Here is a 23816-nt window from a genome sequence, read left to right as displayed (position 1 = left end):
CGCGTCCCAGTGGATCTCTCCATGGTTGTGTTTGTGTCTTTGACACACACTGCCTGATTTTTTCCCTGGGGGGGGGGGCCCCCGCGGGGGGGGGGGGGCCCCCCGGCCCCGGATCGTCCAGTCCTCGGGTCGTTCGGTCCCCGGCTCGTTCGGTCCTCTGGTCGTTCAATCCTCGGGCAGCAGGGTGCCGAGCGGGCCCAGGTCGAGGTTCAGGTCGGACGGTGACAGGCCGAACCGGTCGCACAGCTCGGTCATGGCGTCCTCCAGCCGCATCAGGGTGAGGCCCAGCGCCTCGACCTGCTCGTCGGACAGGTCGCCCTCCTCCATCCGGCGTACGGACTGCCGCTCGACGAGCTGCCGCACGAGCTCCACCAGGGTGAGCACCAACCGGGACAGGTCCCGCTCGACGGCCTCCCGGTCGGCCTCGATCCGCAGGCGCGGCGAGCGCACCTCACGGACCGGCTCGCGCCTCCCCTCCATGGAGCTCATTCCTCCGGCTCGTCCTCCCCCACGCGCTCCACGTACCCCTGGATGGGCGGCGCCCCGTGCCCCCTGACCGGTTCGTCCTCGCGGCCGGGCCGGCGGACCGGTTCCAGCACGCGGAGCGGCTCGGACTCGCGGATCGACGCGAAGACCGCCCGGATCGAGATGCGGACGAGGTCGATGTCCGCGATCGACAGCACCAGGTCACCGCTGACCACGACGCCGCCGGCCAGCAGCCGGTCCAGCAGGTCCACGAGGGCCACCCGTTCGGGCGGCAGCCGCCCCTCGGAGGCGAGTGCGGAACCCCGCGTCTCCTTGAACGCCACGTCAGACCTCCTCTCGGCGCGCGCCGTCGTCGTCCTGCACACCGTCGTCGTCCAGCGTGATGAACGAGTACGGCGCCCACGGGCCGGTGAGCTGGATATCGCCGCCGTCCCCGCGCAGCTCCTCCACGGCCCGCGCGAACTCCTCGCCCCGGTCCCGTTCGACCAGGTAGGCCCCGTTCAGCACCATCGACTCCTCGCGGCCGGAGAGCTGCGGATCCTGCGCTCGGTGGCGGCGGCTCGCGACGGCGATGGAGCTGAGGGCGCCGTGGACGCGCTCGGCCCGCGCGCCGGCCTGCCGCCACGCCTCCTCGCGGCTGCGCATGTGCTGCTGCCGCCGCTTCAGGTACGCCGTCCCGGGCCGCTCCGCCTCCTTCCGCGTCTCCCTGCCGCCCGCCTCCGCGCCGCCGGCCTCCGCGCCGCGCGCCTCCCCCTCCGGCCCGGGCCGCTCCCCCGGCGAGGCGTACACCTTCACGCCCCACTCCTGCCGCCCGGCGACGCGGCCGAGCGCCCGGGTGAAGTCGTCGCGCCGCTCGGCCAGCAGGGTCCGCACCTGCGCGTCCTCGCTGTAGACGGTGACCAGGCGCACGGGCACGACCGGCGCCCGCAGCGCCACCGCCTCGACGACGCGGTGGTGGGCGCGCGCGGTCTCCTCCAGCCAGTCCAGGTCCTCCATAGAGCGCCGCAGCGGCTCCTCGCCGAACTGGTCGAGCGGCACGGTGCTCACGTACGCCACGAGACCGGCCCCACCGATCGTCCGCACCTCGCCGTCCGCGATGCCTCGCGGAAGCGCACCGGCGTCCGCCGGGGCCGCCTGCTCGCGCGAAGGCACCTCGTCGCGGCCGGCGTGACCGGGCTCCTCCGCGGCGACGGCGTAGAGGTACGTGCCCGAGCCCGGGTCAGCGGCCACGGTCGTCCTCCTCGGCCTCCTCGGCCCGCACGGCACGGCGGCGCGGGCGGCCCTCGCCCGCCCCCCGCTCCACGGCACGGCGGCGGGAGCGGCCCTGCCCCGGCTCCTCCTCCACGGCACCGCGGGAGCGGCCCTCGTCCACCTCGCGCCCGCCCCGGCGGTCCGGCGGGTAGCCGTCCTCCAGCTCGGCGACCCGGTCGCGCAGCCGGCGGTTCTCCTCCTGCAGGCCGCGGTCCTTGCCGCTGAGCCACGGGTCGTGCTCCCACCAGTCGATGCCCATCTCGCGGGCCGTGTCCACCGACGCGATGATCAGCCGCAGCTTGATCGTCAGCAGCTCGATGTCGAGCAGGTTGACCCGGATGTCACCGGCGATGATCACGCCCCGGTCGAGGACGCGCTCCAGGATGTCGCCCAGGTTGGTCGGCTCGCGGCCGCCGGAGGCCGACGAAGGGTAGGCCTGGCGCCCGATCGGTCCCGTCCGCGCTGGCTCCACGATCAGCCCCTCTCGCTGTCACCGCTGCCGCGCCGGTAGCGGCGCAGCCTCCGGTAGGAGAGCAGGTCGCCCTCCGCGTCCAGCTCGGCCTCGTACAACGCGAGGATGTCGCCCGACGACGGGATCCGGCGGTCCTCCACCACCTCGACGTCCACGGTCCAGCCGTTGTCCCCTGGCTTGACCAGCGTGACCCCCTCGGGCTCGCGGGCCGTCAGCCCGGCGATGTGCCGCAGCCCCGTCTCGCCGGCGGTCGCCGCGGACAGCCGCCGCGGCTCCTCCTCGTAGCCGTCGCCGCCCCCGTCCTCGTACTCCCCCTCGTCCTCCTCCTCGTACTCCCCTTCGTCCTCGTCGTCCTCGTCGGCCGGCTCGTCGTCATCGGCTGCTTCGTCCTCGTACTCCTCGTACTCGGCGTCCTCGTCCTCGCCTCTGTCCGCCGCACCGGCGTCGGTGTCGTCCGATGAGAGATCGTCCCGCTCGCGCTCGAACGTGTCGTCGGCGCTGCCGCGTCGCCTGGCCGGCACGCGATCACCTCCTGCCTTCTCCGGGGTCGATTCCGGTGGGCGGGCCGATCATCCTCTGCAGGACCTCGCGCATCCGCTCCTCCTGCTCCTCCTCGGAGATGAGGCCCTCCGCCGCGGCCCGTTCGATCTCCTCCAGCTCGCGCCGCACCGCCGCGGGGTCGCTCATCTCACGCTCGACCTGCTCCTGGATCAGCTCACCGAGCCGGATCACCCCTTTGACCGGCGCCAGCGGCCAGCCGAACAGGAGGCTGAGCAGGCCCATGCGCCGTCACCCCGCCGGCGTGACGATGAAGTCGTACGGAGCCAGCGGCCCGAGCAGCCGGATCTGGACCCGGCCCTCCCACCGCGAGGCGAACCTCTCCAGGGCCTCCTCCAGGTCGTCCTGCCGGTCCAGCTCCACGAGCAGCGCGATGTGCGCGGCGTCCTGCTCGTGCGTGGGCTCCCGTACGGACGTCAGCACGGAGACCGGCGCGAGCGCCTCCGCGAGCGCCTGCGTGTCGGCCTCGCGCTTGGCGCTGACGGCCTGGTTGACGATCTCTCCGAGCTGGATGCGCGCCTCGCGGCTGGCGTCCTCGGGCAGGCTCCGGATCTGCTCGCGCAGCTCCGCCACCGCGGGCTGCTCCTCCAGGACCTCCCTGAGGACGGCCTGCTCGACGTAGCGGGCCTTGACCACGTACTCGGCGCGGCCGTCCAGCTCCTCCAGCGCCGAGCGGAAGTCGTCGTGGTGCGGGGCCAGCAGCTCCTCCACGACCGCCTCGGAGCTGGTCATGACGGCGCCGAAGCGGATGGGCAGCACCGGCACCTCGGCCGCGGTGGCGTCGAGCAGCCGCTCGTGTGCCATGAGGTCGTCGGGCGTTCCCAGCGGGCGGTCGAGGGTCAGCTCGCTGACCAGCGCGCCGACCTCGCCGTGCCGTACGAGACTGACCGCGGCGGACGGGTCGCCCACCCCTCTCGCCTCGTCCGACACCTGCACGTCGGCCGGCACGATCCCGTAGAGGTAGACGCCCACTCCCACCTCGGACGAGGAGCTCCGCTCGTCCTCCCTGCCGGTGGTGGTCATGGTCAGTCCTCCCCTCTGCGCCGCCGGCGGCTCGGCCGCGGCTCGCTCTCTTCCTCGTCACCGGAACCGCCGATGAAGTCGTCGAGCTTCTCCGCGGCAGCCTCCAGGACACCTTGCGCCGCGCCCTTGCCCGTGTCGGCGATCTTGTTCTGCTTGATGTTGTGCATGAGCTCGGGCAGCCCCTGGCCGCCCTGCTCCGCGAGATCCAGCCGGTTCACGGCCTCGGCGAAGCGCAGATAGGTGTCCACGCTCGCCACCACGATCCGCGCGTCGATGGTCAGCAGCTCGATCCCCACCAGGGAGACCCGCACGTACGCGTCGATCACCAGGCCCTTGTCCAGGATGGTGTCGATCACGTCCGCCAGGCCGGACGCGGAGGGGCGCTGGGCTATTCCGCCCCCGCCTCCCGCGGGCTGCACAGTCATACGCTTACCCCTCGATCCTCAGCCATCGCTCCGGCGCCCTCACCTGCGGCCGGCGGTCGCCGCCCTGCGGCGGGCCGGTCGCCGCGCCGGGGGCGGCTCCTCTTCCTCTTCTTCCTCTTCCTCGTCGGCCCGGCCTTCGGGCTCCTCCTCGGCGCCCTCGTCCTGGGGCTCCTCGGGCTCCTCTTCTTCCTCCTCGCCCTCCTCCTCTTCGCCTTCTTCGCCTTCTTCGCCCTCGTACTCGTCCTCGGGCTCCTCGCCCTCTTCCGCCTCTTCGCCTTCTTCGGGCTCCTCGCCCTCCTCGGCCTCGCCCTGGTCCTGCGGCTGCTCCTCGGCGCCCTCTTCCTCTGCGCCTTCCTCTTCCTGGCCCTGCTCCTCCTGGTCGCGCTCCTCCTGCCGGGCGGTCTCGTCGTCCTTGGTGACCTTGCCCTCGTGGATCTCGCCGCGCCAGCCGCCTTCGTCCGCCAGCTCGTCCGGGTGCAGCATGACGTGCGTCGTGACGTGCCGGGCGAAGTGCTTGATCTCCAGCCGCGCCCGCCTGCCCTGCGCCCGCCAGATGTTGCCCGTACGCTCGAACAGCCCTTGAGGGTGGTATTCGAGGATGACGAGGACGCGGGTCAGGTTCGGGGTGAGCTCGTGGAACGTCACGGCGCCGTCGACGTAGCCCTTGGCCCCCTCCGACCGCCAGATGATGCGGTCTTCCGGGACCTGCTCCTGGATCGAGGACTTCCAGACCCGGTGGGACCAGAAGACCTGCGCCTTCCAGGAGAGCTTCTCCTCGGACTCCTGGTTGACGGTCTCGACCTTCTTCATGAAGCTCGGGAAGTCCTGGAACTGCGTCCACTGGTTGTAGACGACGCGGATGGGCGCACCGACGTCGATCGCCTCGACGATGTTGACGAGCTTGAGCTTCTTGCCGCCCTTGCCCTTGCCGCCCTTCTTGCCGCCGGTGATGGCGCTGCCGATGGCCTTCGTCGCCCCGGACAGCAGCATCTTGCCGGGCGAGAACCCGCCGCCCTTGCCGGTGATCGCCCCGAGCAGCCCCTCACCGCCGCCTTCGGCGACGTCGGTGAGCCGCCCCGTCAGCCCTCCCAGCTTGTCGGTGATGGAGCCCATGGCACGCTCCGCCAGTGCCATGGCGAGGTCCTGCAGAGCCGATACCAGCTCGTCCTTCGGACCTTCCAGGTCCGGGGCGGCCTCGTCGGCCTTCGATACGTCAGCCACCTGGCTCACCTCCGCGCCTTGCCTGTCGTCGTCGAGGAGCGCCCGCCCCTCGTACCGGACCGCTCCTCACTCTGCGATCCCTCTCCGCCGGACCCCGCCCTGCGCCGGACCGGGCGGGCGCTCGTCTCGCCGTCGCCGCCGGACCCTCCGGAGGACCTGCCTCCCGAGGACTTGGCCGCTGACGACCCGGACGCCCTGGAACCGGACGCCTTGGAGCCGGTCGACTTGGAAGCGGACGACTTCGCACCGGACGACCTGGACGTGGACGGCTTGGCAGTCGAGGACTTCGACGCCGTGGACCTGGACGCCGACGGCTTGGAGGCCGCCCCGGACGCCCTGCCGACCGCGGACCTGGCTCCGGAGGCCCTGCTCACGGGCGACCCGCCGGTCGAGCCCTGGGCGCGGACACGTCCGCCTCGCGCGCGGGGCCGCTCCTCGGGCTCCTCCTCCTCTTCCTCCTCGTCCTCTTCACCCCGGTCCTCGTCCTCGCCGGACTCCTCGCCCTCGTCCTCGTACTCGTCCTCTTCGCCCTCGTACTCCTCGTCCTCCGGGCCTTCCTCGTCTTCCTCGCCTTCGCCGGAGGCGCGCCGTCCCCCGGGACGTTCCGGACGCCGCAGCCCCTCGGCGCGGTCGTGCAGCTTCGAGGTGATGTTGTCCACCTGCTTGCTGGCCGCCGCCACGGCGGCCGCCTTGCCGACCTCCAGCAGCTCGCCCCGGAGCCGGTTGGTGATGTCTTCGATCTGGGGAGAGCCGCCGAGCAGCTTCGCCCCTTGTTGCAGCAGCCCGCCGACGCCCTCGTCGCCTTCCTTGCGCAACCGCTTGGCGATCCCGATCGCCGTCAGGAGAGTCGCCAAGCGCAGCTTGTGACGCCGACCGAGGTAGTAGCCCGCGGCGAGAGCCATCGCCACTCTGGCCGTGTCCTTCATGGCATGCGCTCCTTCTTCCGGCATCCGTCCGGCATCCCTTCCGGCACCGCGACCGACCCGTGCCAGCCTGCCCATCCGGTGCCCGACAGCTGGACAAAGAAACACTTACAGGCATAAAACGGTCAGACTTGACGCTCGCGCACCCAGGCGTTTAAACAGCCCCCGGAGCCGCGTCATCCGGGCCGCCGGATCGGCCGCTTTCGCGGTAGGTTCAGCCGGCATGGAGGGCATCGCGGGGACTGTGGTCACGGCCGCCGGCATGTTCGCCGGCACGAACGTGGACGACCTCATCGTCCTGACCGTGCTGTTCCTGTCGTCCCGTGCGGGCGGGGTGCCGCGCCCGTGGCAGATCTGGGCCGGCCAGTACACCGGGATCGCGACGCTGGTGGCCCTGTCGGTGATCGCGGCGCTCGGCCTGACGATCATCCCGGACGCCTGGGTCGGCCTGCTCGGCCTTCTCCCGTTCGCCCTGGGTGTCCGCGGCCTGGCCGCGGCCTTACGTTCCCGCAAGCACCCGGACGACGGGGACGGCGCCCCCTCGGCGGCGGGCGTGCCCGCCGTCGCGTCCGGGGTGCTGCCGGTGGCCGGGGTGACCATCGCCAACGGCGCGGACAACCTGTCGGTCTACACGCCGGTGTTCCGCACGATCGGCCCGGTCGCCTCGCTGGTGACGATCGCCGTGTTCGCCGCCGGCGTCGCCCTGTGGTGCCTGGCGGGCTCCTGGCTGGGGTCGCATCGCCAGGTCATCGGGGTCGTCGAGCGGTACGGCCACTGGATCGTCCCGGTGGTGTTCATGGCCGTCGGCGCCCTCATCGTGCTCGGCTCGGGCGTCCTCACCCGCCTCCCGCCCTTCGCCTGAGACCGGCGCTCGCGGCACCGGCATCCTCCTCCCCCAGCCGGGTACGAACGGCGCCACGGGAGAGACGCGCCCTGGGAGGTCTCGTGGAGCTGGGTCTGGCCGGCAAGGTCGCCGTCGTCACCGGCGGCAGCTCGGGGATCGGCCTCGCCGTGGCGCGGGGCCTGGCGGCCGAGGGCGCGCATCTCGTCCTCGCGGCACGCGGCGCCGCCCGCCTCGAACAGGAGGCACGCGCCGTCGCCGAGACGCACGGCGTGCGCGTGGTGCCCGTGGTCTGCGACGTGGCGACGCCGGAGGGCACGGCCGCGCTGACGTCGGCGGCCGAGGAGGGCTTCGGAGGCGCCGACATCCTCGTCAACAACGCGGGCGCCGGCTCGAACGAGACCATCGTCGAGGCCCCCGACGAGAAGTGGCAGGCGTACTGGGACCTCCATGTCATGGCGGCCGTCCGGCTGGCCCGCGGGCTCGTCCCCGGCATGCGGCGGCGCGGCGGCGGCGTCATCCTGCACAACGCGTCGATCTGCGCGGTCCAGCCGCTGTGGTACGAGCCGATCTACAACGTGACCAAGGCCGCCCTCATGATGTTCTCCAAGGTGCTGGCCACGGAGGTCGTCGGCGACGGCATCCGGGTCAACTGCGTCAACCCCGGCCTCGTCCTCACTCCCGACTGGGTGAAGACGGCCAAGGAGCTCAGCGGCGACGACTGGCGGAGCCACCTCGACGACGTCGCCCGGGAGCACGCGCCCATCCGGCGCTTCGCCGCGCCGGAGGAGGTGGCGAGCTTCATCGTCTTCCTGTGCTCGGACCGGGCGAGCTACTCGGTCGGCTCGGCGTACTTCGTCGACGGCGGGATGCTCAGGACCGTGTGACTCCGAGGCACATTCTCGCGCCTGGATGCGTGACGAACGGGTCGACCGGATGATCGCGCAGGCCATGGCGAAGGCCGCCGCCATGCCCGGACCGAGATGTGCGCCCGGCGACCTTCGGGCCGCCAGAGCAGTCGCTGCTGCTGCGTCACAGAGGCGCTGCGCAACGTGCATGATAGATCAATCACCGGGACTCGCCGGTGGCACGTCATGCCGAAGAGCTCGCGCCGAGATCGCCAGGAGGCTTGGAATGGTCGGAGAGTCCGGGACGTCGGCAAGGGCGCGGTGATGCTGCTCGCAGGCCGTTATCGGCTGCTGTCGCAGCTCGGCCAGGGCGGCATGGGCACGGTCTGGCGGGCGATGGACGAGCTCCTCCGGCAGGAAGTGGCCATCAAGGAGGTGCGGCTCCCGCCCGACCTCGACGAGGCGTCACGGGCCGAGCTGACCGAACGCACGCTCCGCGAGGCGCGCGCCGCGGCGACGCTGCGCTCCCACGCGTCCATCGTCACGGTGCACGACGTGGTCCTCGACGGAGGACGGCCGTGGATCGTCATGGAGCTGGTCCGCGGGCGCTCCCTCGATCGGGCTGTTCGCGACGACGGCCCGCTGCCGCCGCACCAGGTGGCCGCGATCGGGCTGCGGATGATCGACGCCCTCACGGCCGCGCACACCTCGGGCATCCTGCACAGGGACGTCAAACCCGCCAACGTCATGCTCACCGACGACGGGCGGGTGCTGCTGACGGACTTCGGCATCGCGACCATCGTCGGAGACAACGGGCTCACGCAGACGGGGATGCTGACCGGCTCGCCCGGCTACATCGCCCCGGAGCGCCTGCGCGGCGAGGCCGAGGGCCCGCTCGCCGACCTGTGGTCCCTCGGCGCCACGCTCTTCGCGGCGGTGGAGGGCAGCCCGCCGTTCGCCCGCCCGAACCAGGCCGCGGCGCTGGCAGCCGTGCTCATGCAGGAACCCGCCCCCTTCCGGCTGGCCGGCCCGCTCGCTCCCGTCCTGAGCGCGATCCTGGAGAAGGACCCGGCACGCCGCTGCTCCTCGGACGAGGCGGCCGGCTGGCTGGACGCCGTCTCGCGGGGCGACACCACGGCCGGCCCGACCCGCCCACGGAAGCGGACCATGCCGGGACGCTCGTCCCGGCGCGTCCGCCCCCAGATCGTCGTGGGCGCCGCGCTCGCGGTGGTGCTGACCGTGGCGGCGGCGATAGTGGTCGTGCCGCTGCTGTTCCCGAACACCGTCCGCTTACTCGGCTACGTGCTCACGCCCCGATCCACCTACTCCGCGGCACCGACGTCGAGCCCGTCGGCCGGCCCGTCGGTGGCGGCCACGCCGCTGATCTCCCGCGACTTCGAGGCGTGCGACCTGCTGACCAGCAAGCAGACGCGCTCGCTGTTCGACGCTTCGACGAAGCGGCAGTTCCTCAGCGCCTCCGCTTGCAAGTGGAGCCGGGCGGACGGTGCCACCCTGAGCGTCACGGCGTTCCGTCTGCCCAGCGCGTCGACGACCGAGTTCTCCTACAAGCAGTCGGTCAAGTTCATGAAGGAGGAGCCCAGGCGCAACGCGGGAACCAAGCTCCGCAACGGGCCGGACGCCGGCGACGAGGCGTACAGCTATACCCAACCGCGACCCTTCGGGCTCCCGGGCTACCAAACGCGGACAGTGCTGCGCGTGACGAACGTCTTGGTGACCATCGACGTCTACGCCCCGCGGCCCGGTCACACCATCGCCGATCGGTCGGCCGAACTCGTCGCGGCGGCTATGGAGAAGTACCGATAGTCCCGTTCTAACCCGTTCCGGAGCCCTCAACGAATGCCCTGAGTCGAGGGCGAGACGGGGGGCCTTGCGCCTGATCGGCTCTACTTCGGCGACCGGCTCGCCGTTGATCGTCAGAATGAAGCGCTTTCCCTCGCGCGGGCCGCGCGTGACGCTACCGGAGTCGTTGACGAACTGGCGCACGCTCACCTCGGCCGGACGGGGCTTCCGAGCATCCATGGCTCAATGACATGCGGCCGTACCACGATGTGCCACAGTGTCTCACCCTTAAGGCATCACGGCTCCGGCACGACTGGAATGAACGCCTGAAACCCTGGGCGCACAGCGCCGCAATGGCGTCCCGCACAGCGAAACGGCGGCACCCGTAACGGATGCCGCCGCATTATCGCAGTGGAGCTATGGGGATTCGAACCCCAGACCTCCTCCATGCCATGGAGGCGCGCTACCAACTGCGCCATAGCCCCTTGATTCATGGCAAGTGTATCGGAGATCCCGCCGTCCCCGTGCCACCCACGGCGAACCGGACGCTAGGCCGCCCGCCGGATCGGCATGCCGAGCTCACGGACGAGCCCGCACACGTCCACCCCGGCGGAGCGCAGGATCGCCGCCGTGCCGTTGCCGCCGTCGGCCAGCAGACCCCACAGCAGGCTCTCGCCCGTCACCGGGCCGGGCCGCCGGCGGGCGACCTCCACGACCTTGCGCATGTGGCCCGCCAGCGGGATGGAGCCCAGCGGCCCGTGCAGCGTCATCCTCAGGGGCCGCAGCGGCGAGCGCGTGAGCCGCCACCGGTCCGGGTCGCCGGCGCTCGCGCGGGTGCGGCGGCGCACCTCCTCGAGGTCGATGCCGAGCGTGGCGAGCAGCGCCCGCGCGTCCGGGCCCGTGTCGACGCGGGAGCCGATCTCCTCGCGCGTGGCGGTGAACGAGGCGAGGTCGAAGGGGCGGGTCTCGGCGAGTGCGAGCAGCAGGACGCCGGTGGTCAGCGCCGGATGGCCCGCGTCGAGCGCGATCGTGCCGGCCGTGGCCACGGCTCGGCGCGCGGGCCGGGTGAACCGGGCGAAGCCGTGGCGCACGACGGACGCGGCCGGCCCGCCGGGCGTCGCGTCGGGCGTCCTGCCGGGCGATTGCGGCATTGTTCTACCTCCCGAGTCTGCGGGCGTGCTTGCGGTGGACCGTCTGCCGCTTCACGCCGAGCGCGTCGGCGATCCGCTCCCAGGACCAGCCGCGGTCGCGGGCGTGCGACACGTGCGCCGCCTCCAGCTCCTCCAGCAGGGTCCGGAGGGCGGCGACCGCCGCGAGCCCCACGCCGGGGTCGGGGCCGGCCGCGGCACGGGCCAGGTCTGCGGCGTCCACCGGAACGGGCGCGGGCCCGGTCGTGGGTACGGTCATGGCGTCAGCATATGCTGACACGGCAGTGTTTGTCATCACATGCTGACACCGGACGAGGCGCGCCGCGGCGACCCGGAGACGGGCCGCCCGAACTCAGAGGCGGTCCGCCAGGACGGCCAGGATCGGCAGCGCGGCCGCCAGGCGTTCGCGCTCCTCGGGGGTGAGGGTGTCGACGGCGGCGGCGAGGCGCTCGGTGATGACCAGGTCGCGGCTGACGAGCGCGGCCTGGCCCTTGCCGGTGATCGAGGAGATCACCCGGCGGCCGTCCTCGGGATCGGGGTCGCGCGCCACGAGCCCGCGCCGGTGCAGGCCGCCGAGGATCGTGCCGATGGCCTGGGCGGTGACGCGCTCCAGCGCGGCGAGCCGGGCCGAGGTGAGAGCCCCTTCCCGGTCCAGCCGCGCCAGCACGGCGAGCTCGCTGAACGACACGTCGTCGTCCGCCCCGTTGGTGTAGAGCTGGCGGATGCGCCGCGCCAGGCGGCCGACGGCGATCCGGAGGTCCTTCGCTAGCACGAGCCCAAGGCTAGTGCCACCGACGCCAAGCCTGGATTTATCAATCTGGCTTTGGTAAATTCCTGAGCCATGTGCTACGACCCCGAGGCCGCCCCGCCGGCCTTCACTCCCCCCGTCACCGGCACCCGCGCCCGGTCGCTCCGCCTGACCTCGGCGGACGGTGCGACGTTCGCCGCCTACGAGGCCCGTCCCGACGACGTGCGCGGCGCGGGCGTCGTCGTCCTGCCCGACGTGCGGGGCCTGCACGGGTTCTACAAGCACCTGGCCGTACGGCTGGCGGAGCAGGGCCACCCGGCCGTCGCCATCGACTACTACGGGCGCACGGCGGCGGACGACGACCGCGGCGAAGCCTTCCCGATCATGGAGCACGTCACCAGGCTGGGCAGGGACACCATCCAGGCCGACATCATGGCCGCGGCCGACCGGCTCGGCCGCCCGGCGGTGGCGCTGGGCTTCTGCATGGGCGGGCGCAACGCGTTCCTCGCCTCCGCGCCCCGGTTCGGGTTCGCCGGGGTGATCGGTTTCTACGGCGCGCCGGGCATCGCGGGGCCGTACGGGCCGGGCCCCACCCAGCACGCCGCCGAGCTGTCGGCGCCGGTCCTCGGCCTGTTCGGCGGCGCGGACGAGGGCATCCCCGCCGAGCAGGTGGCGGAGTTCGGGCAGGCGCTCACGGCCGCCGGGGTGCGGCACGAGTTGGTCACCTATCCGGGCGCGCCGCACGGCTTCTTCGACGCCGCGCACACCGCGCCCGGCGAGCACGCCACGCACACCGCACCGGGCGGGCACGGCGCGCACGAGGCGGCCGGCGCGGACGCCTGGAGGAGGGTGCTGGACTTCCTGGCCGCCGTCTGAGCGCGCCTCGGAAGCGCCGGCCGGCCGTCCGCGAACGGCTCAGCGGGTCACGGTGGTGCGCATGGTCAGGGTGGTCTCCTCCAGGGCCAGCTCGACCGTGACGGTCCCCAGCTCTGACGTGCGTGACACGTGCGTGCCGCCGCACGGGATCGACGCCTCGCCCTCGGGCAGCGCGCAGTGCCAGGTGCGGCGGGCGGTCAGCTCCGGCCCGGGCACCTCCAGCCGTACGGGCGCGTCGGCCGCCGTCCACGCCTTGAGGCGGTCGTCGACGGCGGCGGCCACCTCGGCGAGGCCGGCGTCCAGGCCGTCGGCCGTGAAGCCCTTCTTGCGCAGCGACTTGCCCAGCCGGTACACGTCGAGGCTGGCGCCGGGCGAGATGCGCGAGGAGGTGATCGCCGTCTGGTCGAAGTCGGGGTGGCCGAGCCCGTCCAGGGCCGGCTCCTTGCGCCAGCGGCCGGCCAGGGCGGCGTTCAGGGCCAGGGCGGCCAGGTGGCAGGCGGTGTGCCCGGCCGACAGGGCCGCGCGGTGGGCGGGGTCCACGGCCAGGTCGACGCTCTCGCCCACCGGCAGCGGGGTGTCGGTGACGTGCACGACGAGCCACTGCCAGCCCTCGGCGCCCCGCCGCGCGGGGATGTCCTCGCCGAGGTGGAGCCGGCCCTCCGACCAGGCGCCGGTCACGCAGTCCACGACCGGCAGCCCGCCGATCGTGCCGCGGTCGGCGGGCTGGTCGGGCCAGGTGTGGTCGAGCGGGTGGAACGGGGTCTCGGACACGACGAGACCGTGCCGCTCCCCCACCGGCACGGTCCCGACGATCTCGGATCGGCCGGTGACCCGGCCCTCGGGGAAGGTGACGACGGTGGAGTTCACCCCCGAATTGTCGCAGGCTCCGCGGCCACGCGCTCCCGCCGCTCGTCCTCGATGTAGCGGCGCCGTCCCGCGTACAGCCCGGTGACGAGCTGCGCGGCCAGCACCACGAAGAGCATCGCGTACGGCAGCGTCCACCCGCCGGTCAGGTCGTGCAGCAGGCCGACGGCGAGCGGCCCCGCGCCGGCCATGAGGTAGCCGGCGCTCTGCCCGAACGCGGACAGCGCCGCCGTGGCCTCGGCGGTGCGGGTGCGCAGGCCGAGCATCATGAGCGCCAGCGGGAACGAACCCATGCCGAGCGCGATGAGCACCACCCACACCATGGCGGTGGAGACGGGCGCGAGCCACAGCCCGAGGAAGCCGGCCGCGTACGCCGCGACGAGCCCGACCACCACGGGCCGCTGGTCGCGGAAGCGCGAGGCGACCACGGGGACGAGGATGGAGACGGGGATGTTCAGGGCGGTGAAGACCCCGAGGGCGAACCCGGCCTCGCCGGTGCTGTAGCCGCCGTCGGTGAGGATCGTGGGCAGCCAGCCGAACATGATGTACGCGATCATCGACTGGGTGCCGAAGTAGACGGCGACCATCCAGGCCAGCCGGCTGCGGGCGAGCTGACGCAGCCCCGAGGCGGGCGGCGCGGCCTCAGGCGCGACGCCGTCCTGCGTGTCGCCGGACGCGTCCTCCGCCGCGTTCTGGGGTGTCCGGCGGCGGGCCGGGTCGCTGCGCAGCAGGGCCAGCCACGGCAGGGTGGCCACGGCCGCCAGGGCCGCCCACACGCCGAGCGCGATGTGCCAGTCGCCCGACGCGCGCTCGATCGGCACGGTGGCCGCCGCGGCCAGCATGGTGCCGGCGGCGAGCGCGGTCGTGTAGACGGTGGTCATGACGCCGGTGCGGGCCGGGAAGTGGCGCTTGATCAGGGTGGGGATGAGGACGTTGCCCACGGCCCCACCGGACAGCGCGACCGCGCTGCTCAGCAGGAACACCGGCGCCGAGCCGACCAGCGACCTGACCAGCAGGCCCACGCCGAGGGTGACGAGGGCGAGCAGCAGCAGCCGGTGCTCGCCCAGCCGCCTGGACAGGGAGGGCGTGATCGCCCCGACCGTCGCGAAGGCGAGCACGGGTAGCGTGGTGAGCAGGGCGGTGCCGACGCTGCTCATGCCGAGGCCCTGGGCGAGCTGGTCGAGCAGCGGTCCGACGCTGGTGACGGCGGTGCGCAGATTGAGGGCCGCGAGGACGATGCCCAGCACCAGGAGCCAGGCGAGGGGGCCGGTCCTGCCGCGGGACTCGCTTCGGAGCTCGGCGAGCACGGTCATGTGGGGGAGATCCTCCACTCATCTAATCATGGGACGAATGGCAATCTTAACAGCCCCAAAACCGGCATTTATTCCTGACACATGACAAAGCCCCCGGTCCCGGGGGCTTTGTGATCGAAGGGAGTGTCCTGTCAGAGCGCGCCGTTACAGGACCGGACGCGGCGGCTGCGGCGGGTCGTCGTGCGTCCCCAGCGGGCCGGGCGCCGGGAGCGTGGGGCTGGTGCCGGTGCCGGGCGGGTAGTCGCTGCCGCCGACGCTGCCCGGCAGCACGGGCTCGCCCGAGCCGGGCGGCATGGGGTCGCCGGAGCGGGGCGGCATGGAGCCGCCGGTGTCGAGGCCGGAGCCGTGCTGGTGCGGGCCTGGAACGTCGCCGCGCCACGCGCCGGTCGCGCCGCCGCGCGACTCGATGAACTCCTTGAACCGCTGGACGTCGTTGCGGACGCGCATGCGGACGAGCTGCAGCCAGTCAGCGGCCGTCTCCAGGAAGCCCTCGGGGTCGTACTCCATCTGGAGCGTGACCCGCGTGGTGTTCTCGTCGAGCCGGTGGAAGGTCACCACCCCGGCCTGCCGGGGCTTGTCCACCGAGTGCCAGGCGATGCGCTCGTCCGGGTGCTGCTCGGAGATCTCGGCCTCGAACTCGCGCCGCACCCCGGCGATCTCGGTGATCCACGCGGTGCGCGTGTCCGTGAGCTGTTTGACCGACTCGACCCCTTCCATGAATTCGGGGAAGCTCTCGAACTGCGTCCACTGGTCGTAGGCGACCCTGACAGGAACGTTGACGTCTACCGAGTGTTCGATCGTGCTCATGGTGTCCGCCCCTGCCCTTACGGGGCCGGCGTTAACGCCTGCGCAGCAACCAGTAGAGGCCGACAAGCGGGAGCACGAGCGGAATGAACAGGTAGCCCTTGCCGTACACCGACCACACCGTCGCCTCCGGGAAGGCGGCCGGGTCGAGGACGCTCGCCGTGCCGATGACCAGCACCCCGGCCAGCTCCACGAACAGCGCCGCCAGCGCCAGCCGGCGCGCGCCGCGGGCCAGCGCCACGGTGAGCAGGATGTAGACGAGCGCGGCGAAGGCCGACAGCGAGTACGCCAGCGGCGCCTCGCCGAAGCGGGTGAGGATCTGCACGGCGGCCCGCGCGCCCGCCGCGAGCGCGAACAGCCCGTAGACCGCCAGCAGCGCCCGGCCGGGGCCGGTCCCGATCGAGGGGGACGTCACGGCCCGCCCTGCCAGATCTGCAGCAGCCGCGCGGTCATCACCGCGATGGCGAACCCGGCCACGGTCAGGATCCCCGGCCCCCACCGGCTGCGCTCGGCCAGCGCCAGGAACACGCCGGCGGGCGGGATGACCGCCTCGCCCGCGAGGTAGCCGAACAGCGTGCCCTTGGACACGTGCGCGCCCTCGCCCCCGGCGACGGCCGCGATCACGATGCCCGCCTGCACCAGCACGGCGACCTCCAGCACGGCGAAGCCGACGAGCAGGACCATGCCCATGGGCCGGTCGCGGATCGCGGTGATCAGGCTCGCCAGCGCGAGCAGCAGCGAGCCGGCGATGACGATCGTGGCCACGGTGGTGTTCATCGCGGAAAAGGCTATCGCCCGCCCCCCTCGCCCCCGGACGGGGCGGGCGACGCCGGCGACGCGGCTTAGGATCGAAGGCATGGAGAGGATCCTGGTCAGCGCGTGCCTGATGGGCCGGAGAGTGCGCTACGACGGCGGGGCCAGGACGAGCTCCGACGCCCGGCTGGCCGGGTGGCGCGAGGAGGGGCGGCTGGTGCCGTTCTGCCCCGAGGTCGAGGGCGGGCTGCCGACGCCGCGTCCCGCCGCCGAGATCGAGGCGGGCGCGGGCGGCGCCGCCGTGCTGGCGGGCGCCGCTCGCGTGCTGGCCGCGGACGGGTCCGACGTGACCGCGCACTTCCTGGAGGGCGCGCGGTCGGCGCTGGCCGTGGCCCGCTCCTCCGGGGTACGGCTGGCGGTGCTGAAGGAGGGCAGCCCGTCGTGCGGCGCGCTGGCGATCTACGACGGCACCTTCCAGGGCAGGCGCACACCCGGGCAGGGCGTCACCACGGCGCTGCTGGAGGCCAACGGGGTCCGCGTCTTCACCGAGGACCGGATCGCCGAGGCCGCCGCCTACCTGGCCACCCTCGAACCCGCCTGAGCGACGAGACCCCGATCAGGAGACCTGCGCGGCCGACGCCGTCCAGGTGTTGCACGCCCCCGGGTCGCCCTGGGCGTACCCGCGCCGCATCCACGCCTTGATGGTCCCGGTCTTGCCGTAGTAGCGCGGCTCACCGGCCCTGTCGCCCTGCACGAGTGAGAGCAGGTCGTTCCAGTCGCGCTTGGTGCGGCGGTCCAGCGGCCACACGCTCTTCAGGAACGCCGTCGCCAGGCAGGAGCTCTGCAGGCTCGCCCGGCGCACCTGCTCCGCCAGCTCCGCCTTGTTGCGGTACGGCTCCTTGTCCAGCGCCTCCTGAATACCGACCAGATTCTGTACGTGATAGGCGTACATGCCGGCGGTCATGTCGGCGAGCCACAGGTCGTACGGATTGTCCAGCCAGTCCTTGCCGATCTGGAAGGCGATCGTACTGGTTCTGGAGCAGTACAACGCCATCGACTGATCCTTGCCGACGTCCATTCGGCAGTAGTTCTTCGGAATGCGGGTGTAATGCTTCACCCGCACCTTCTTGAAGGGCAGCCCGGCGGCGGTGAGGTGCTGTTCCCAGGTGGCGTCCAGACATCCGACGACGCCGTCGACGTAGGCCCGGACGGAGGCGCGGTTGCGGGCCTTGACCGGCTTCTCCTCGCACTTCACGGCAGGCAGGGCGCCTTTGTCGTAAAGAGGGCTGGCGGTCAGCCCGTCGCCTTTGACGGGATAGGCGGCGGGATAACCGGCAGCGGCGGCGGCCGTGCCGGTCAGCGGAAGCGAAACGAGGGCGGCGACCATGGCGGTCATGCGTAATCTCATGAGGCGCGACGATAGGGCCAAGATCATGTAGCGGGCAAGCCGATTCTTCGGAAATTCCGGCCATTGCCCGGCGCCATTCCGGTGGCCACATTTCGGACGTGTCGAATTGACGGTCCGGTCCTGTCGTGCGACCGCGCTCGGGAGCACACGGACACTCCCCCTATCATCGGACCACTGGGGGGTTCAGGATGTTGCGGGCGTTCTTCAAGACCGAGGCGGGGAGCACGAGCGTGCTGCTCGGCGCGACCCTGCTCGCCCTGTTGTGGGCGAACTCGCCGTGGAGCGGCACCTACGAGACGTTCTGGCACACCCCGATGGGCCTGTCCTTCGGGGACGCCGACTTCTCCCTCGACCTGCGTCACTGGGTCAACGACGGCCTGATGGCGGTGTTCTTCTTCCTCATCGGCCTGGAGGTCTCCTACGAGGTGCGGATCGGGCAGCTCCGGGACCGGCGGCTGCTGGCCGTCCCCGCCCTGGCGGCGTTGGGCGGCATGATCGTGCCGGCGGCCGTCTACCTCGCGCTCAACGCGGGCGGGCCGGGCGCCGGCGGCTGGGGCGTGCCGATCGCCACCGACACGGCGTTCGTGCTCGGCCTGCTGGCCGTGGTGGGAGCCCGCTGCCCCGAGCCGCTGCGCGCGTTCCTGCTGACGCTGGCGATCGTGGACGACGTGCTGGCGATCATCATCATCGCCGTCTTCTACACCCGTGACCTGTCGGTGCCGGCCCTGATCGTCGCGGCGGTGCTGCTGGCGGCCATCATGACGCTGCGGCGGCTGCGGATCTGGCGCGCGCCGGCCTACATCCTGCTCGGGTTCGGCGTGTGGGTGGCCACGCTGGAGAGCGGCGTCCACCCGACGCTGGTCGGCATCGCGCTCGGTGTCCTCGTGTTCGTGTACGCGCCGAGCGAGTACAAGCTGCTGGCCGCCGGAGAGGCCGTGCAGGGGCTCACCAGCGACCCCAACGCCCGCGCCGCCCGCGAGGCGACCCGCAGGGTGCGCGCGGCCGTGTCGGTGAACGAGCGGCTGCAGCTCCAGCTCCACCCGTGGAGCAGCTACGTGATCGTGCCGCTGTTCGCGCTGGCCAACGCCGGCGTCGCGCTCGACGGCGACACGCTGCGCCAGGCCGCCACCTCGCCCATCTCCATCGGCGTGGCCGCCGGGCTGCTGCTCGGCAAGTTCGCCGGGATCTCGCTCGGCACGTGGCTGCCGCTGCGCCTCGGCTGGGGGCTGCTGCCGGGCAACCTGGTGTGGGGCCAGCTCCTCGGCGGGGCGGCGGTGTCGGGCATCGGGTTCACGGTGTCGCTGTTCATCGTGGACCTGGCCTTCGACGACCCCGCCGTGCAGGCCCAGGCCAAGATCGGCATCCTCGCCGGGTCGCTGCTGTCGGCACTGACCGGCTGGATCGCGTTCCGGCTGGCGTGGGACCGGGGCGGCGTGTGCGCGCCGCCCGAGGCGGAGCCGGAGGAGGAGCTGCCCGTACTGCTGTCGGAGCCGGTGGGGCCGGACGACCACGTGCGCGGCCCGGCGGACGCCAAGGTCACGATCGTCGAGTACGGCGACTTCGAGTGCCCGTACTGCGGGCGGCTGGAGCCGATCCTGGACGAGCTGCTCAGCAGGCACCCCGACGTCCGCCTGGTGTTCCGGCACTTCCCGCTGCGCACCCTGCACCCGAGGGCCATGTCGGCCGCGCTGGTGTCCGAGGCGGCGGCGCGCAAGGGGAAGTTCTGGGAGATGCACGACGTGCTCTTCGGCAACCAGCGGTTCCTGACGGAGGCCGACCTGGTCCGCCACGCCGCCGAGATGGACGTGGAGCCGTGGCCGGACGTGCCCGGACAGGCCGCGCGGGTCGCCAGGGACGAGCAGTCGGGCCGGGCGAGCGGCGTGCGGGGCACGCCGACGCTGTTCGTCAACGGCGTCCGCTACCAAGGTGGCCTGGATCTGGTGTCGATCACGCGTGCGGTGGAAGAACAGGAACAGTCCGTCTGAACGGCACCCCGCCACGTACCGCCCACCGCCTTCACGGTCAGGAGCCTCGATGACCGCCGACCGCCCCCTTCCGGACGACCCGGACGCCCGCAAGACCATGCACATCCCCGTCCCCGCCCAGCCTCCGTCCCCCGACGAGACCCCGGCCCCCGACGATCCGCCCCGGCACACGCCGCACCCGTCGCTCCTGGAGGACTCGGGCACGCGCCGCCTGCCGTACACACCGGACATGCTGCCCGACGTGCCCGTGTACGAGGCCGAGCCCGCCCGCTCGCCCGGTCTGCGCTGGGTGCTCGTGGTGGGCGGGACGCTGCTGGTGCTGGCCACCGTCGCCATCCTCGTGATCCTCTGGGCCGGCAGCCAGACGTAGCCGGGGCTCAGGCCCGGGTGAAATCCATCGTCCAGTTGGTCTCCCAGGTGCGCTCGCCGTCCACCGAGAACGCCTGCTCCCAGCGGCAGGAGTCCGGGCCGCCGACCGTCCAGATGAACCGGCAGCGCACCGGCCGGCCCTCGTGCGCGTCGTCGGCGTAGAACTCGCCCCGGCCGCCCTCGAACCGGCCCACCATGGGCGGCAGGCCGAGCGCTCCCCCGGTGCTGCTGGCCCAGTAGATCGACCACTCCCGCGTGGCCGGGTCGCAGACGCGCACGGTGAGCCCGGAGAAGCCCTTGGCGGGAAAGACGATCTCGTCGACGTTCGCGGCGCCGTCGAAGTGCCTCGTGCACGTGGACCGGCCCGCGAACTCCTCCCACTCGTCGCTTCCGGTGAGCCGGCTGACGAGCCTGCGGTTGTGGACGTTCCAGGTGCCGATGAAGAAGTCGAAGTCGTTCATGCGGGCGACGATAGGGGCGGGTCACTGACAGGTAGTGTCAGCGAATGCGCGCTTCCCGGCTCGTCTCGATCCTGCTGCTCCTGCAGACGCGCGGCCTCATGACCGCGCGGGAGCTCGCCGAGCGGTTGGAGGTGTCGGTGCGCACGATCTACCGCGACGTCGAGTCGCTGCACGCCGCCGGCATCCCCCTGTACGGCGACGCCGGCCCGAGCGGCGGCTACCGGCTGCTCGACGGCTACCGGACCAGGCTGACCGGGCTGACGGCCGACGAGGCGGAGTCGTTGTTCCTGGCCGGGCTGCCGGGCCCTGCGGCCGAGCTGGGACTGGGGGCGGTGGTGACGGCCGCGCAGCTCAAGCTCATGGCCGCGCTGCCCGTCGAGCTGCGGGACCGGGCCGGGCGGATCCAGGAGCGGTTCCTGCTCGACGCGCCCTCGTGGTACCGCGACGCGGAGCCGGTCACCCACCTGCCGGCCGTGGCCGCCGCCGTGTGGGACGAGCACGCGCTCCAGGTCAGGTACCGCCGCTGGAAGGCGCCGCAGGAAGTGGAGCGGCGGCTGGAGCCGTACGGGCTGGTGGTCAAGGCCGGGCGGTGGTACGTGGTGGCCCGCTCGGAGGGACAGGTACGCACGTACCGGGTGTCGCAGATCCTGGAGCTGCACCCGCTGCACGAGGAGCGCTTCACCCGCCCGCCGGGATTCGACCTGGCGGCCCACTGGGAGGCGTACCGGGCGGAGTTCGAGGCCCGGCTGCGGCGCGGCGAGGCCGTGGTCCGGCTGTCGCCGCGCGGACTGGAGCGCCTGGCCGACCTGATGACCCCGGGCGTGGTGGAGGCGGCGAGGGCCACGGCGGGGCCGCCGGACGAGGAGGGCTGGACGCGGGTGACGGTGCCCATCGAGTCGGTGGAGCACGCGACGGGCGAGCTGCTGCGGCTGGGCGTGGACGTGGAGATCCTGTCGCCGCCGGAGCTGCGCCACGCGGTCGCGGCCGTCGCGCGGGCCCTCACCCGCCGGTACGCGTCCTGCGCGGACCGGTCAGCCGTCCTGGACGGCCCCGGCTGAGCGGCGCATCACGTGGAAGCGCCGCGTGACCTCGTAGCCCGCCTTCACGTACAACCGGGCCGCGGGCCCCGTCTGTCCCGTCCACAGGAACCACGACGCGTGCAGCCCCTCGGCCCGCATCATGGTCATCGCCCCGTGGAGGAGAATCGCGCCGATCCCGGTCCCCCGCTCGGACGGGTCCACGCCGAACGGCCCGAACCGCTCGGCGATCCCCCGGTACGCCCCGTACGCGGCGAACCCGACGACGCGCTCCCGCACGGCCACGAGCAACCGCGCCGGGTCCCCGAGCCGCCTGATCGCCTCGCCCCACTCGGGGCTGAACTCCCGGGAGGCGAACCGGATCAGCTCCGGCAGCTCGCCGTCGCCAGGACAGCGGAAGCGGTAGCCCTCGCCCTCGCGGCGCTCCCGCAGCGCGCGAACGACGTCGGGCGTGACGTAGCCGGCCAAGCTCCGGCCCATCGCCACCGGCGAGGAGACCGTCTCGAACCCGGCGTCACGCAGCAGCGCGCACCCCGCGGGGTAGCGCTCGGGGTCGGCGCCCGGGAGCACGTAGTGGGGCGTGTAGCAGGCGAACTCGACCCGGGTGCGGTCGTGGGCGGCCAGGAAGGCGAGCGCCTCGTCGAGGAGCCGCCGGCCCAGCCCGCCGCCCCGGTGCTCCGGCGCGACGAACAGGAACGGGATCCAGCCCGTCTCCGGCTCCAGGCCGGTGCCGGGCGCGAGCGGTGTCAGCCGGCGCACCGCGTACGCGCAGCCGGCGACCTCACCGGCGGCCGTGACGGCCACGCGCAGGCCCTCGGGGTCGAAGTTGGGGTCGAGCAGCACGCAGTCGCGGAACCAGCTGCGGGTGGTGGGGTCGGCCGGCATGGCCCGGTTCCAGGCGTCGACCAGGGCGCCCTCGTCCCCTGCGGCGAAAGCTCGGACGGCCGTCATGCGGGCCCTCCCCCTGGGCGCGCGGGCGGGATCATGACGCCAGCCTTCCAGACGCGCCGCCCTCACTCCAAGATCCGTTACGGCTCCGTTACGCGGCCCGCGTGCTCGCCGACCCGCAGGTCGCGGTGGAGGAGCACGATGACGGTGTCCGCGCCACGGTCCTCGGAGACCGGCCCGGCGCCGGTTGCAACCCGCGGGGCGCGCGGTCCGAAAGAATGAGCCAGAGCGTCACGGATCGGACCGCGAACGGGGACACCTGCATGGAGGAGACGGGCTCGGCTCCCGCCGCCGAGGAGCCGGGATACGGCATCGGCGCCGTGTCACGGCGGCTCGGCGTGCCCGCGCCCACCCTGCGCACGTGGAACCTGCGCTACGGCATCGGCCCGAGCCGCCGCAGCCCCGGCGGCCACCGCCGGTACGGCGCGGCCGACCTGGCCCGTCTTGAGGAGATGAACCGGCTCGTCCACGCCGGCGTCCCCCCGGCCGACGCCGCCCGCCAGGCGCTCCGCCTCGCCCCTCCCGGGACGTCCCGGGTGGAGCAGCCGGACGCGTCCCCGGCGTTTCAGGCGGAGGAGCCGGCACGCCCGCCCTCGGACGAGGCGCCCGTGCCGTCCGTCGCGATGCTGGCCAGGGCCGCGCTGGCGCTGGACGGCCGGACGGTGACCGCCGGCCTGGCCGCCTCCCTGGCCCGGCTCGGGGTCGTGGCCACCTGGGAGCGCCTGGTCGTGCCCACGTTCGGCACGATCTGCCGCAGGCAGGCCGAGACCGGCGGCGGCATCGACGTCGAGCACCTGTTCTCCGAGCGCCTCCTGGCCGCCCTGCACCCCCTGGCCGCCCGCCCCGCCCGTCCGGCGAACGACCGGCCGGTTCTGCTGGCCTGCGCCGAGGAGGAGCAGCACAGCCTGCCCGTCCACGCGCTGGCAGCCGCGCTCGCCACCGACCGCCTGCTGGACACGCGCGTGCTCGGCGCCCGCACCCCGTATCCCGCGCTGGCCGACGCGATGCGCCGCCTCGGGCCGGCCGTCGTCTTCGTCTGGTCGCAGCTGGCCGCCACGGGCGATCCCGCCCCGCTGGCCGCTCTGCCGGCCCTGCGCCCGCCTGCGGCCGTCGTCGTCGGAGGCCCCGGGTGGGGGCCGGAGCTGCCGCCCCGCGTTCCCCGCGCCGCCTCCCTCCAGGAGGCAGTCGCCCTCGTCGCCGCCCGGGCGCACTGATCTCCCTGCCCTTGGTTGCCGCACGGCTGCGGGCCGCGTT

At 72.9% G+C, this 23816-nt stretch carries 30 protein-coding genes and 1 tRNA gene; 9 read left to right on the top strand and 22 right to left on the bottom strand.

Annotated elements, in window-relative coordinates; all coding sequences use genetic code 11:
- Positions 1-165 precede the first annotated feature (165 nt).
- From ACIBG4_RS41300 to ACIBG4_RS41255, 10 genes are read right to left on the bottom strand one after another with little or no spacing between them, the layout of a single operon-like run.
- A complete protein-coding gene (locus ACIBG4_RS41300; RefSeq protein WP_310711691.1) occupies positions 166-480 on the bottom strand; it encodes a gas vesicle protein K in 315 nt (104 codons plus the stop codon).
- A 5-nt stretch (positions 481-485) separates the two neighbouring features.
- On the bottom strand, positions 486-809 hold the full coding sequence (locus ACIBG4_RS41295; protein ID WP_397208004.1) for a gas vesicle protein: 324 nt from the start codon (positions 807-809) through the stop codon (positions 486-488).
- Between the two features lies 1 nt (position 810).
- Complete coding sequence (locus ACIBG4_RS41290; protein ID WP_397208002.1) at positions 811-1716, bottom strand: GvpL/GvpF family gas vesicle protein; 906 nt, start codon at positions 1714-1716, stop codon at positions 811-813.
- On the bottom strand, positions 1706-2209 hold the full coding sequence (locus ACIBG4_RS41285) for a gas vesicle protein (RefSeq protein WP_310711694.1): 504 nt from the start codon (positions 2207-2209) through the stop codon (positions 1706-1708). Before ACIBG4_RS41285 ends, ACIBG4_RS41290 begins: the two co-directional genes overlap by 11 nt.
- A gap of 2 nt (positions 2210-2211) precedes the next feature.
- Positions 2212-2730 (bottom strand): gas vesicle protein GvpO, encoded by a 519-nt coding sequence (gene gvpO / locus ACIBG4_RS41280; RefSeq protein ID WP_397208000.1) that lies wholly within the window; start codon positions 2728-2730, stop codon positions 2212-2214.
- A gap of 4 nt (positions 2731-2734) precedes the next feature.
- Complete coding sequence (locus ACIBG4_RS41275; RefSeq protein WP_310711696.1) at positions 2735-2992, bottom strand: gas vesicle protein GvpG; 258 nt, start codon at positions 2990-2992, stop codon at positions 2735-2737.
- A 6-nt stretch (positions 2993-2998) separates the two neighbouring features.
- On the bottom strand, positions 2999-3790 hold the full coding sequence (locus ACIBG4_RS41270) for a GvpL/GvpF family gas vesicle protein (RefSeq protein ID WP_397207998.1): 792 nt from the start codon (positions 3788-3790) through the stop codon (positions 2999-3001).
- A 2-nt stretch (positions 3791-3792) separates the two neighbouring features.
- A complete protein-coding gene (gene gvpJ / locus ACIBG4_RS41265) occupies positions 3793-4215 on the bottom strand; it encodes a gas vesicle protein GvpJ (protein ID WP_310711699.1) in 423 nt (140 codons plus the stop codon).
- A 39-nt stretch (positions 4216-4254) separates the two neighbouring features.
- Positions 4255-5436 (bottom strand): SRPBCC family protein, encoded by a 1182-nt coding sequence (locus ACIBG4_RS41260; RefSeq protein WP_397207996.1) that lies wholly within the window; start codon positions 5434-5436, stop codon positions 4255-4257.
- A gap of 5 nt (positions 5437-5441) precedes the next feature.
- A complete protein-coding gene (locus tag ACIBG4_RS41255) occupies positions 5442-6362 on the bottom strand; it encodes a hypothetical protein (protein ID WP_397207994.1) in 921 nt (306 codons plus the stop codon).
- Between the two features lie 220 nt (positions 6363-6582).
- Here ACIBG4_RS41255 and ACIBG4_RS41250 point away from each other — a divergent pair, with 220 nt between their 5' ends.
- The 3 genes from ACIBG4_RS41250 (at position 6583) to ACIBG4_RS41240 (ending at position 9872) form a co-directional block, all read left to right on the top strand.
- Positions 6583-7221 (top strand): cadmium resistance transporter, encoded by a 639-nt coding sequence (locus ACIBG4_RS41250; protein ID WP_397207992.1) that lies wholly within the window; start codon positions 6583-6585, stop codon positions 7219-7221.
- A gap of 83 nt (positions 7222-7304) precedes the next feature.
- Positions 7305-8087, top strand: a complete 783-nt coding sequence (locus ACIBG4_RS41245) for an SDR family NAD(P)-dependent oxidoreductase (RefSeq protein ID WP_397207990.1) — start codon at positions 7305-7307, stop codon at positions 8085-8087.
- 285 nt (positions 8088-8372) lie between these two features.
- Positions 8373-9872: a serine/threonine-protein kinase gene (locus ACIBG4_RS41240; RefSeq protein WP_397207988.1), complete on the top strand. Its 1500-nt coding sequence runs from the start codon at positions 8373-8375 to the stop codon at positions 9870-9872.
- Between the two features lie 388 nt (positions 9873-10260).
- Here the strand turns inward: ACIBG4_RS41240 and ACIBG4_RS41235 are convergent.
- The 4 genes from ACIBG4_RS41235 to ACIBG4_RS41220 form a co-directional block, all read right to left on the bottom strand.
- Positions 10261-10333, bottom strand: a tRNA-Ala gene (locus tag ACIBG4_RS41235).
- A gap of 63 nt (positions 10334-10396) precedes the next feature.
- Positions 10397-10999: a Clp protease N-terminal domain-containing protein gene (locus tag ACIBG4_RS41230; protein WP_397207986.1), complete on the bottom strand. Its 603-nt coding sequence runs from the start codon at positions 10997-10999 to the stop codon at positions 10397-10399.
- Positions 11000-11003: 4 nt separating this feature from the next.
- Positions 11004-11255: a helix-turn-helix domain-containing protein gene (locus tag ACIBG4_RS41225; protein ID WP_397207984.1), complete on the bottom strand. Its 252-nt coding sequence runs from the start codon at positions 11253-11255 to the stop codon at positions 11004-11006.
- A gap of 93 nt (positions 11256-11348) precedes the next feature.
- Positions 11349-11768: a MarR family winged helix-turn-helix transcriptional regulator gene (locus ACIBG4_RS41220; protein WP_397207982.1), complete on the bottom strand. Its 420-nt coding sequence runs from the start codon at positions 11766-11768 to the stop codon at positions 11349-11351.
- Between the two features lie 69 nt (positions 11769-11837).
- Between ACIBG4_RS41220 and ACIBG4_RS41215 the strand changes: the two genes are divergently transcribed.
- Entirely contained in the window at positions 11838-12620 is a 783-nt protein-coding gene (locus ACIBG4_RS41215; protein WP_397207980.1) for a dienelactone hydrolase family protein, read from the top strand.
- A gap of 39 nt (positions 12621-12659) precedes the next feature.
- Here ACIBG4_RS41215 and ACIBG4_RS41210 read toward each other — a convergent pair whose 3' ends face one another.
- From ACIBG4_RS41210 to ACIBG4_RS41190, 5 genes are all read right to left on the bottom strand, one after another.
- A complete protein-coding gene (locus ACIBG4_RS41210; RefSeq protein WP_397207978.1) occupies positions 12660-13487 on the bottom strand; it encodes a metal-dependent hydrolase in 828 nt (275 codons plus the stop codon).
- Positions 13484-14815 carry a CynX/NimT family MFS transporter gene (locus tag ACIBG4_RS41205; RefSeq protein ID WP_397207976.1) on the bottom strand — a complete coding sequence of 444 codons (1332 nt, stop codon included), beginning with the start codon at positions 14813-14815 and terminating at the stop codon, positions 13484-13486. The genes ACIBG4_RS41210 and ACIBG4_RS41205 overlap by 4 nt, the downstream gene beginning before the upstream one ends.
- A gap of 126 nt (positions 14816-14941) precedes the next feature.
- The gene (locus ACIBG4_RS41200; protein WP_397207974.1) at positions 14942-15604 is read right to left on the bottom strand and encodes an SRPBCC family protein; all 663 of its coding nucleotides are present in this window, start codon (positions 15602-15604) and stop codon (positions 14942-14944) included.
- 31 nt (positions 15605-15635) lie between these two features.
- Positions 15636-16016, bottom strand: a complete 381-nt coding sequence (locus ACIBG4_RS41195; protein ID WP_310711715.1) for a hypothetical protein — start codon at positions 16014-16016, stop codon at positions 15636-15638.
- The gene (locus ACIBG4_RS41190) at positions 16013-16378 is read right to left on the bottom strand and encodes a hypothetical protein (protein ID WP_310711716.1); all 366 of its coding nucleotides are present in this window, start codon (positions 16376-16378) and stop codon (positions 16013-16015) included. Before ACIBG4_RS41190 ends, ACIBG4_RS41195 begins: the two co-directional genes overlap by 4 nt.
- 79 nt (positions 16379-16457) lie before the next feature.
- On the opposite strand from ACIBG4_RS41190, the gene ACIBG4_RS41185 reads away from it, so the two are divergent.
- On the top strand, positions 16458-16955 hold the full coding sequence (locus ACIBG4_RS41185) for a DUF523 domain-containing protein (RefSeq protein WP_310711717.1): 498 nt from the start codon (positions 16458-16460) through the stop codon (positions 16953-16955).
- Between the two features lie 15 nt (positions 16956-16970).
- On the opposite strand, the gene ACIBG4_RS41180 is transcribed toward ACIBG4_RS41185, so the two are convergent.
- Positions 16971-17750, bottom strand: a complete 780-nt coding sequence (locus ACIBG4_RS41180) for a hypothetical protein (protein ID WP_397207971.1) — start codon at positions 17748-17750, stop codon at positions 16971-16973.
- Positions 17751-17950: 200 nt separating this feature from the next.
- Here ACIBG4_RS41180 and nhaA point away from each other — a divergent pair, with 200 nt between their 5' ends.
- Together nhaA and ACIBG4_RS41170 are read left to right on the top strand one after the other, a co-directional pair.
- Positions 17951-19747 (top strand): Na+/H+ antiporter NhaA, encoded by a 1797-nt coding sequence (nhaA, locus tag ACIBG4_RS41175; RefSeq protein ID WP_397207969.1) that lies wholly within the window; start codon positions 17951-17953, stop codon positions 19745-19747.
- A 49-nt stretch (positions 19748-19796) separates the two neighbouring features.
- Positions 19797-20117, top strand: coding sequence for a hypothetical protein (locus tag ACIBG4_RS41170; protein WP_310711720.1), 321 nt, complete (start codon positions 19797-19799; stop codon positions 20115-20117).
- A gap of 7 nt (positions 20118-20124) precedes the next feature.
- Here ACIBG4_RS41170 and ACIBG4_RS41165 read toward each other — a convergent pair whose 3' ends face one another.
- Positions 20125-20577 (bottom strand): hypothetical protein, encoded by a 453-nt coding sequence (locus tag ACIBG4_RS41165; protein ID WP_397207967.1) that lies wholly within the window; start codon positions 20575-20577, stop codon positions 20125-20127.
- A 44-nt stretch (positions 20578-20621) separates the two neighbouring features.
- Here ACIBG4_RS41165 and ACIBG4_RS41160 point away from each other — a divergent pair, with 44 nt between their 5' ends.
- On the top strand, positions 20622-21635 hold the full coding sequence (locus ACIBG4_RS41160; RefSeq protein WP_397207965.1) for a helix-turn-helix transcriptional regulator: 1014 nt from the start codon (positions 20622-20624) through the stop codon (positions 21633-21635).
- Here ACIBG4_RS41160 and ACIBG4_RS41155 read toward each other — a convergent pair.
- A complete protein-coding gene (locus ACIBG4_RS41155) occupies positions 21609-22565 on the bottom strand; it encodes a GNAT family N-acetyltransferase (RefSeq protein WP_397207963.1) in 957 nt (318 codons plus the stop codon). The genes ACIBG4_RS41160 and ACIBG4_RS41155 overlap by 27 nt on opposite strands.
- 101 nt (positions 22566-22666) lie before the next feature.
- Between ACIBG4_RS41155 and ACIBG4_RS41150 the strand changes: the two genes are divergently transcribed.
- A complete protein-coding gene (locus ACIBG4_RS41150) occupies positions 22667-23776 on the top strand; it encodes a MerR family transcriptional regulator (RefSeq protein WP_397207961.1) in 1110 nt (369 codons plus the stop codon).
- The last annotated feature ends 40 nt before the right edge of the window (positions 23777-23816 follow it).

Origin of the sequence: Nonomuraea sp. NPDC050383 (genome assembly GCF_044459125.1) — a bacterium.
Classification (GTDB): Bacteria; Actinomycetota; Actinomycetes; order Streptosporangiales; family Streptosporangiaceae; genus Nonomuraea.
Note: the sequence above shows the minus strand (reverse complement) of the source record. Positions and strands in the feature narration are given on the sequence as shown.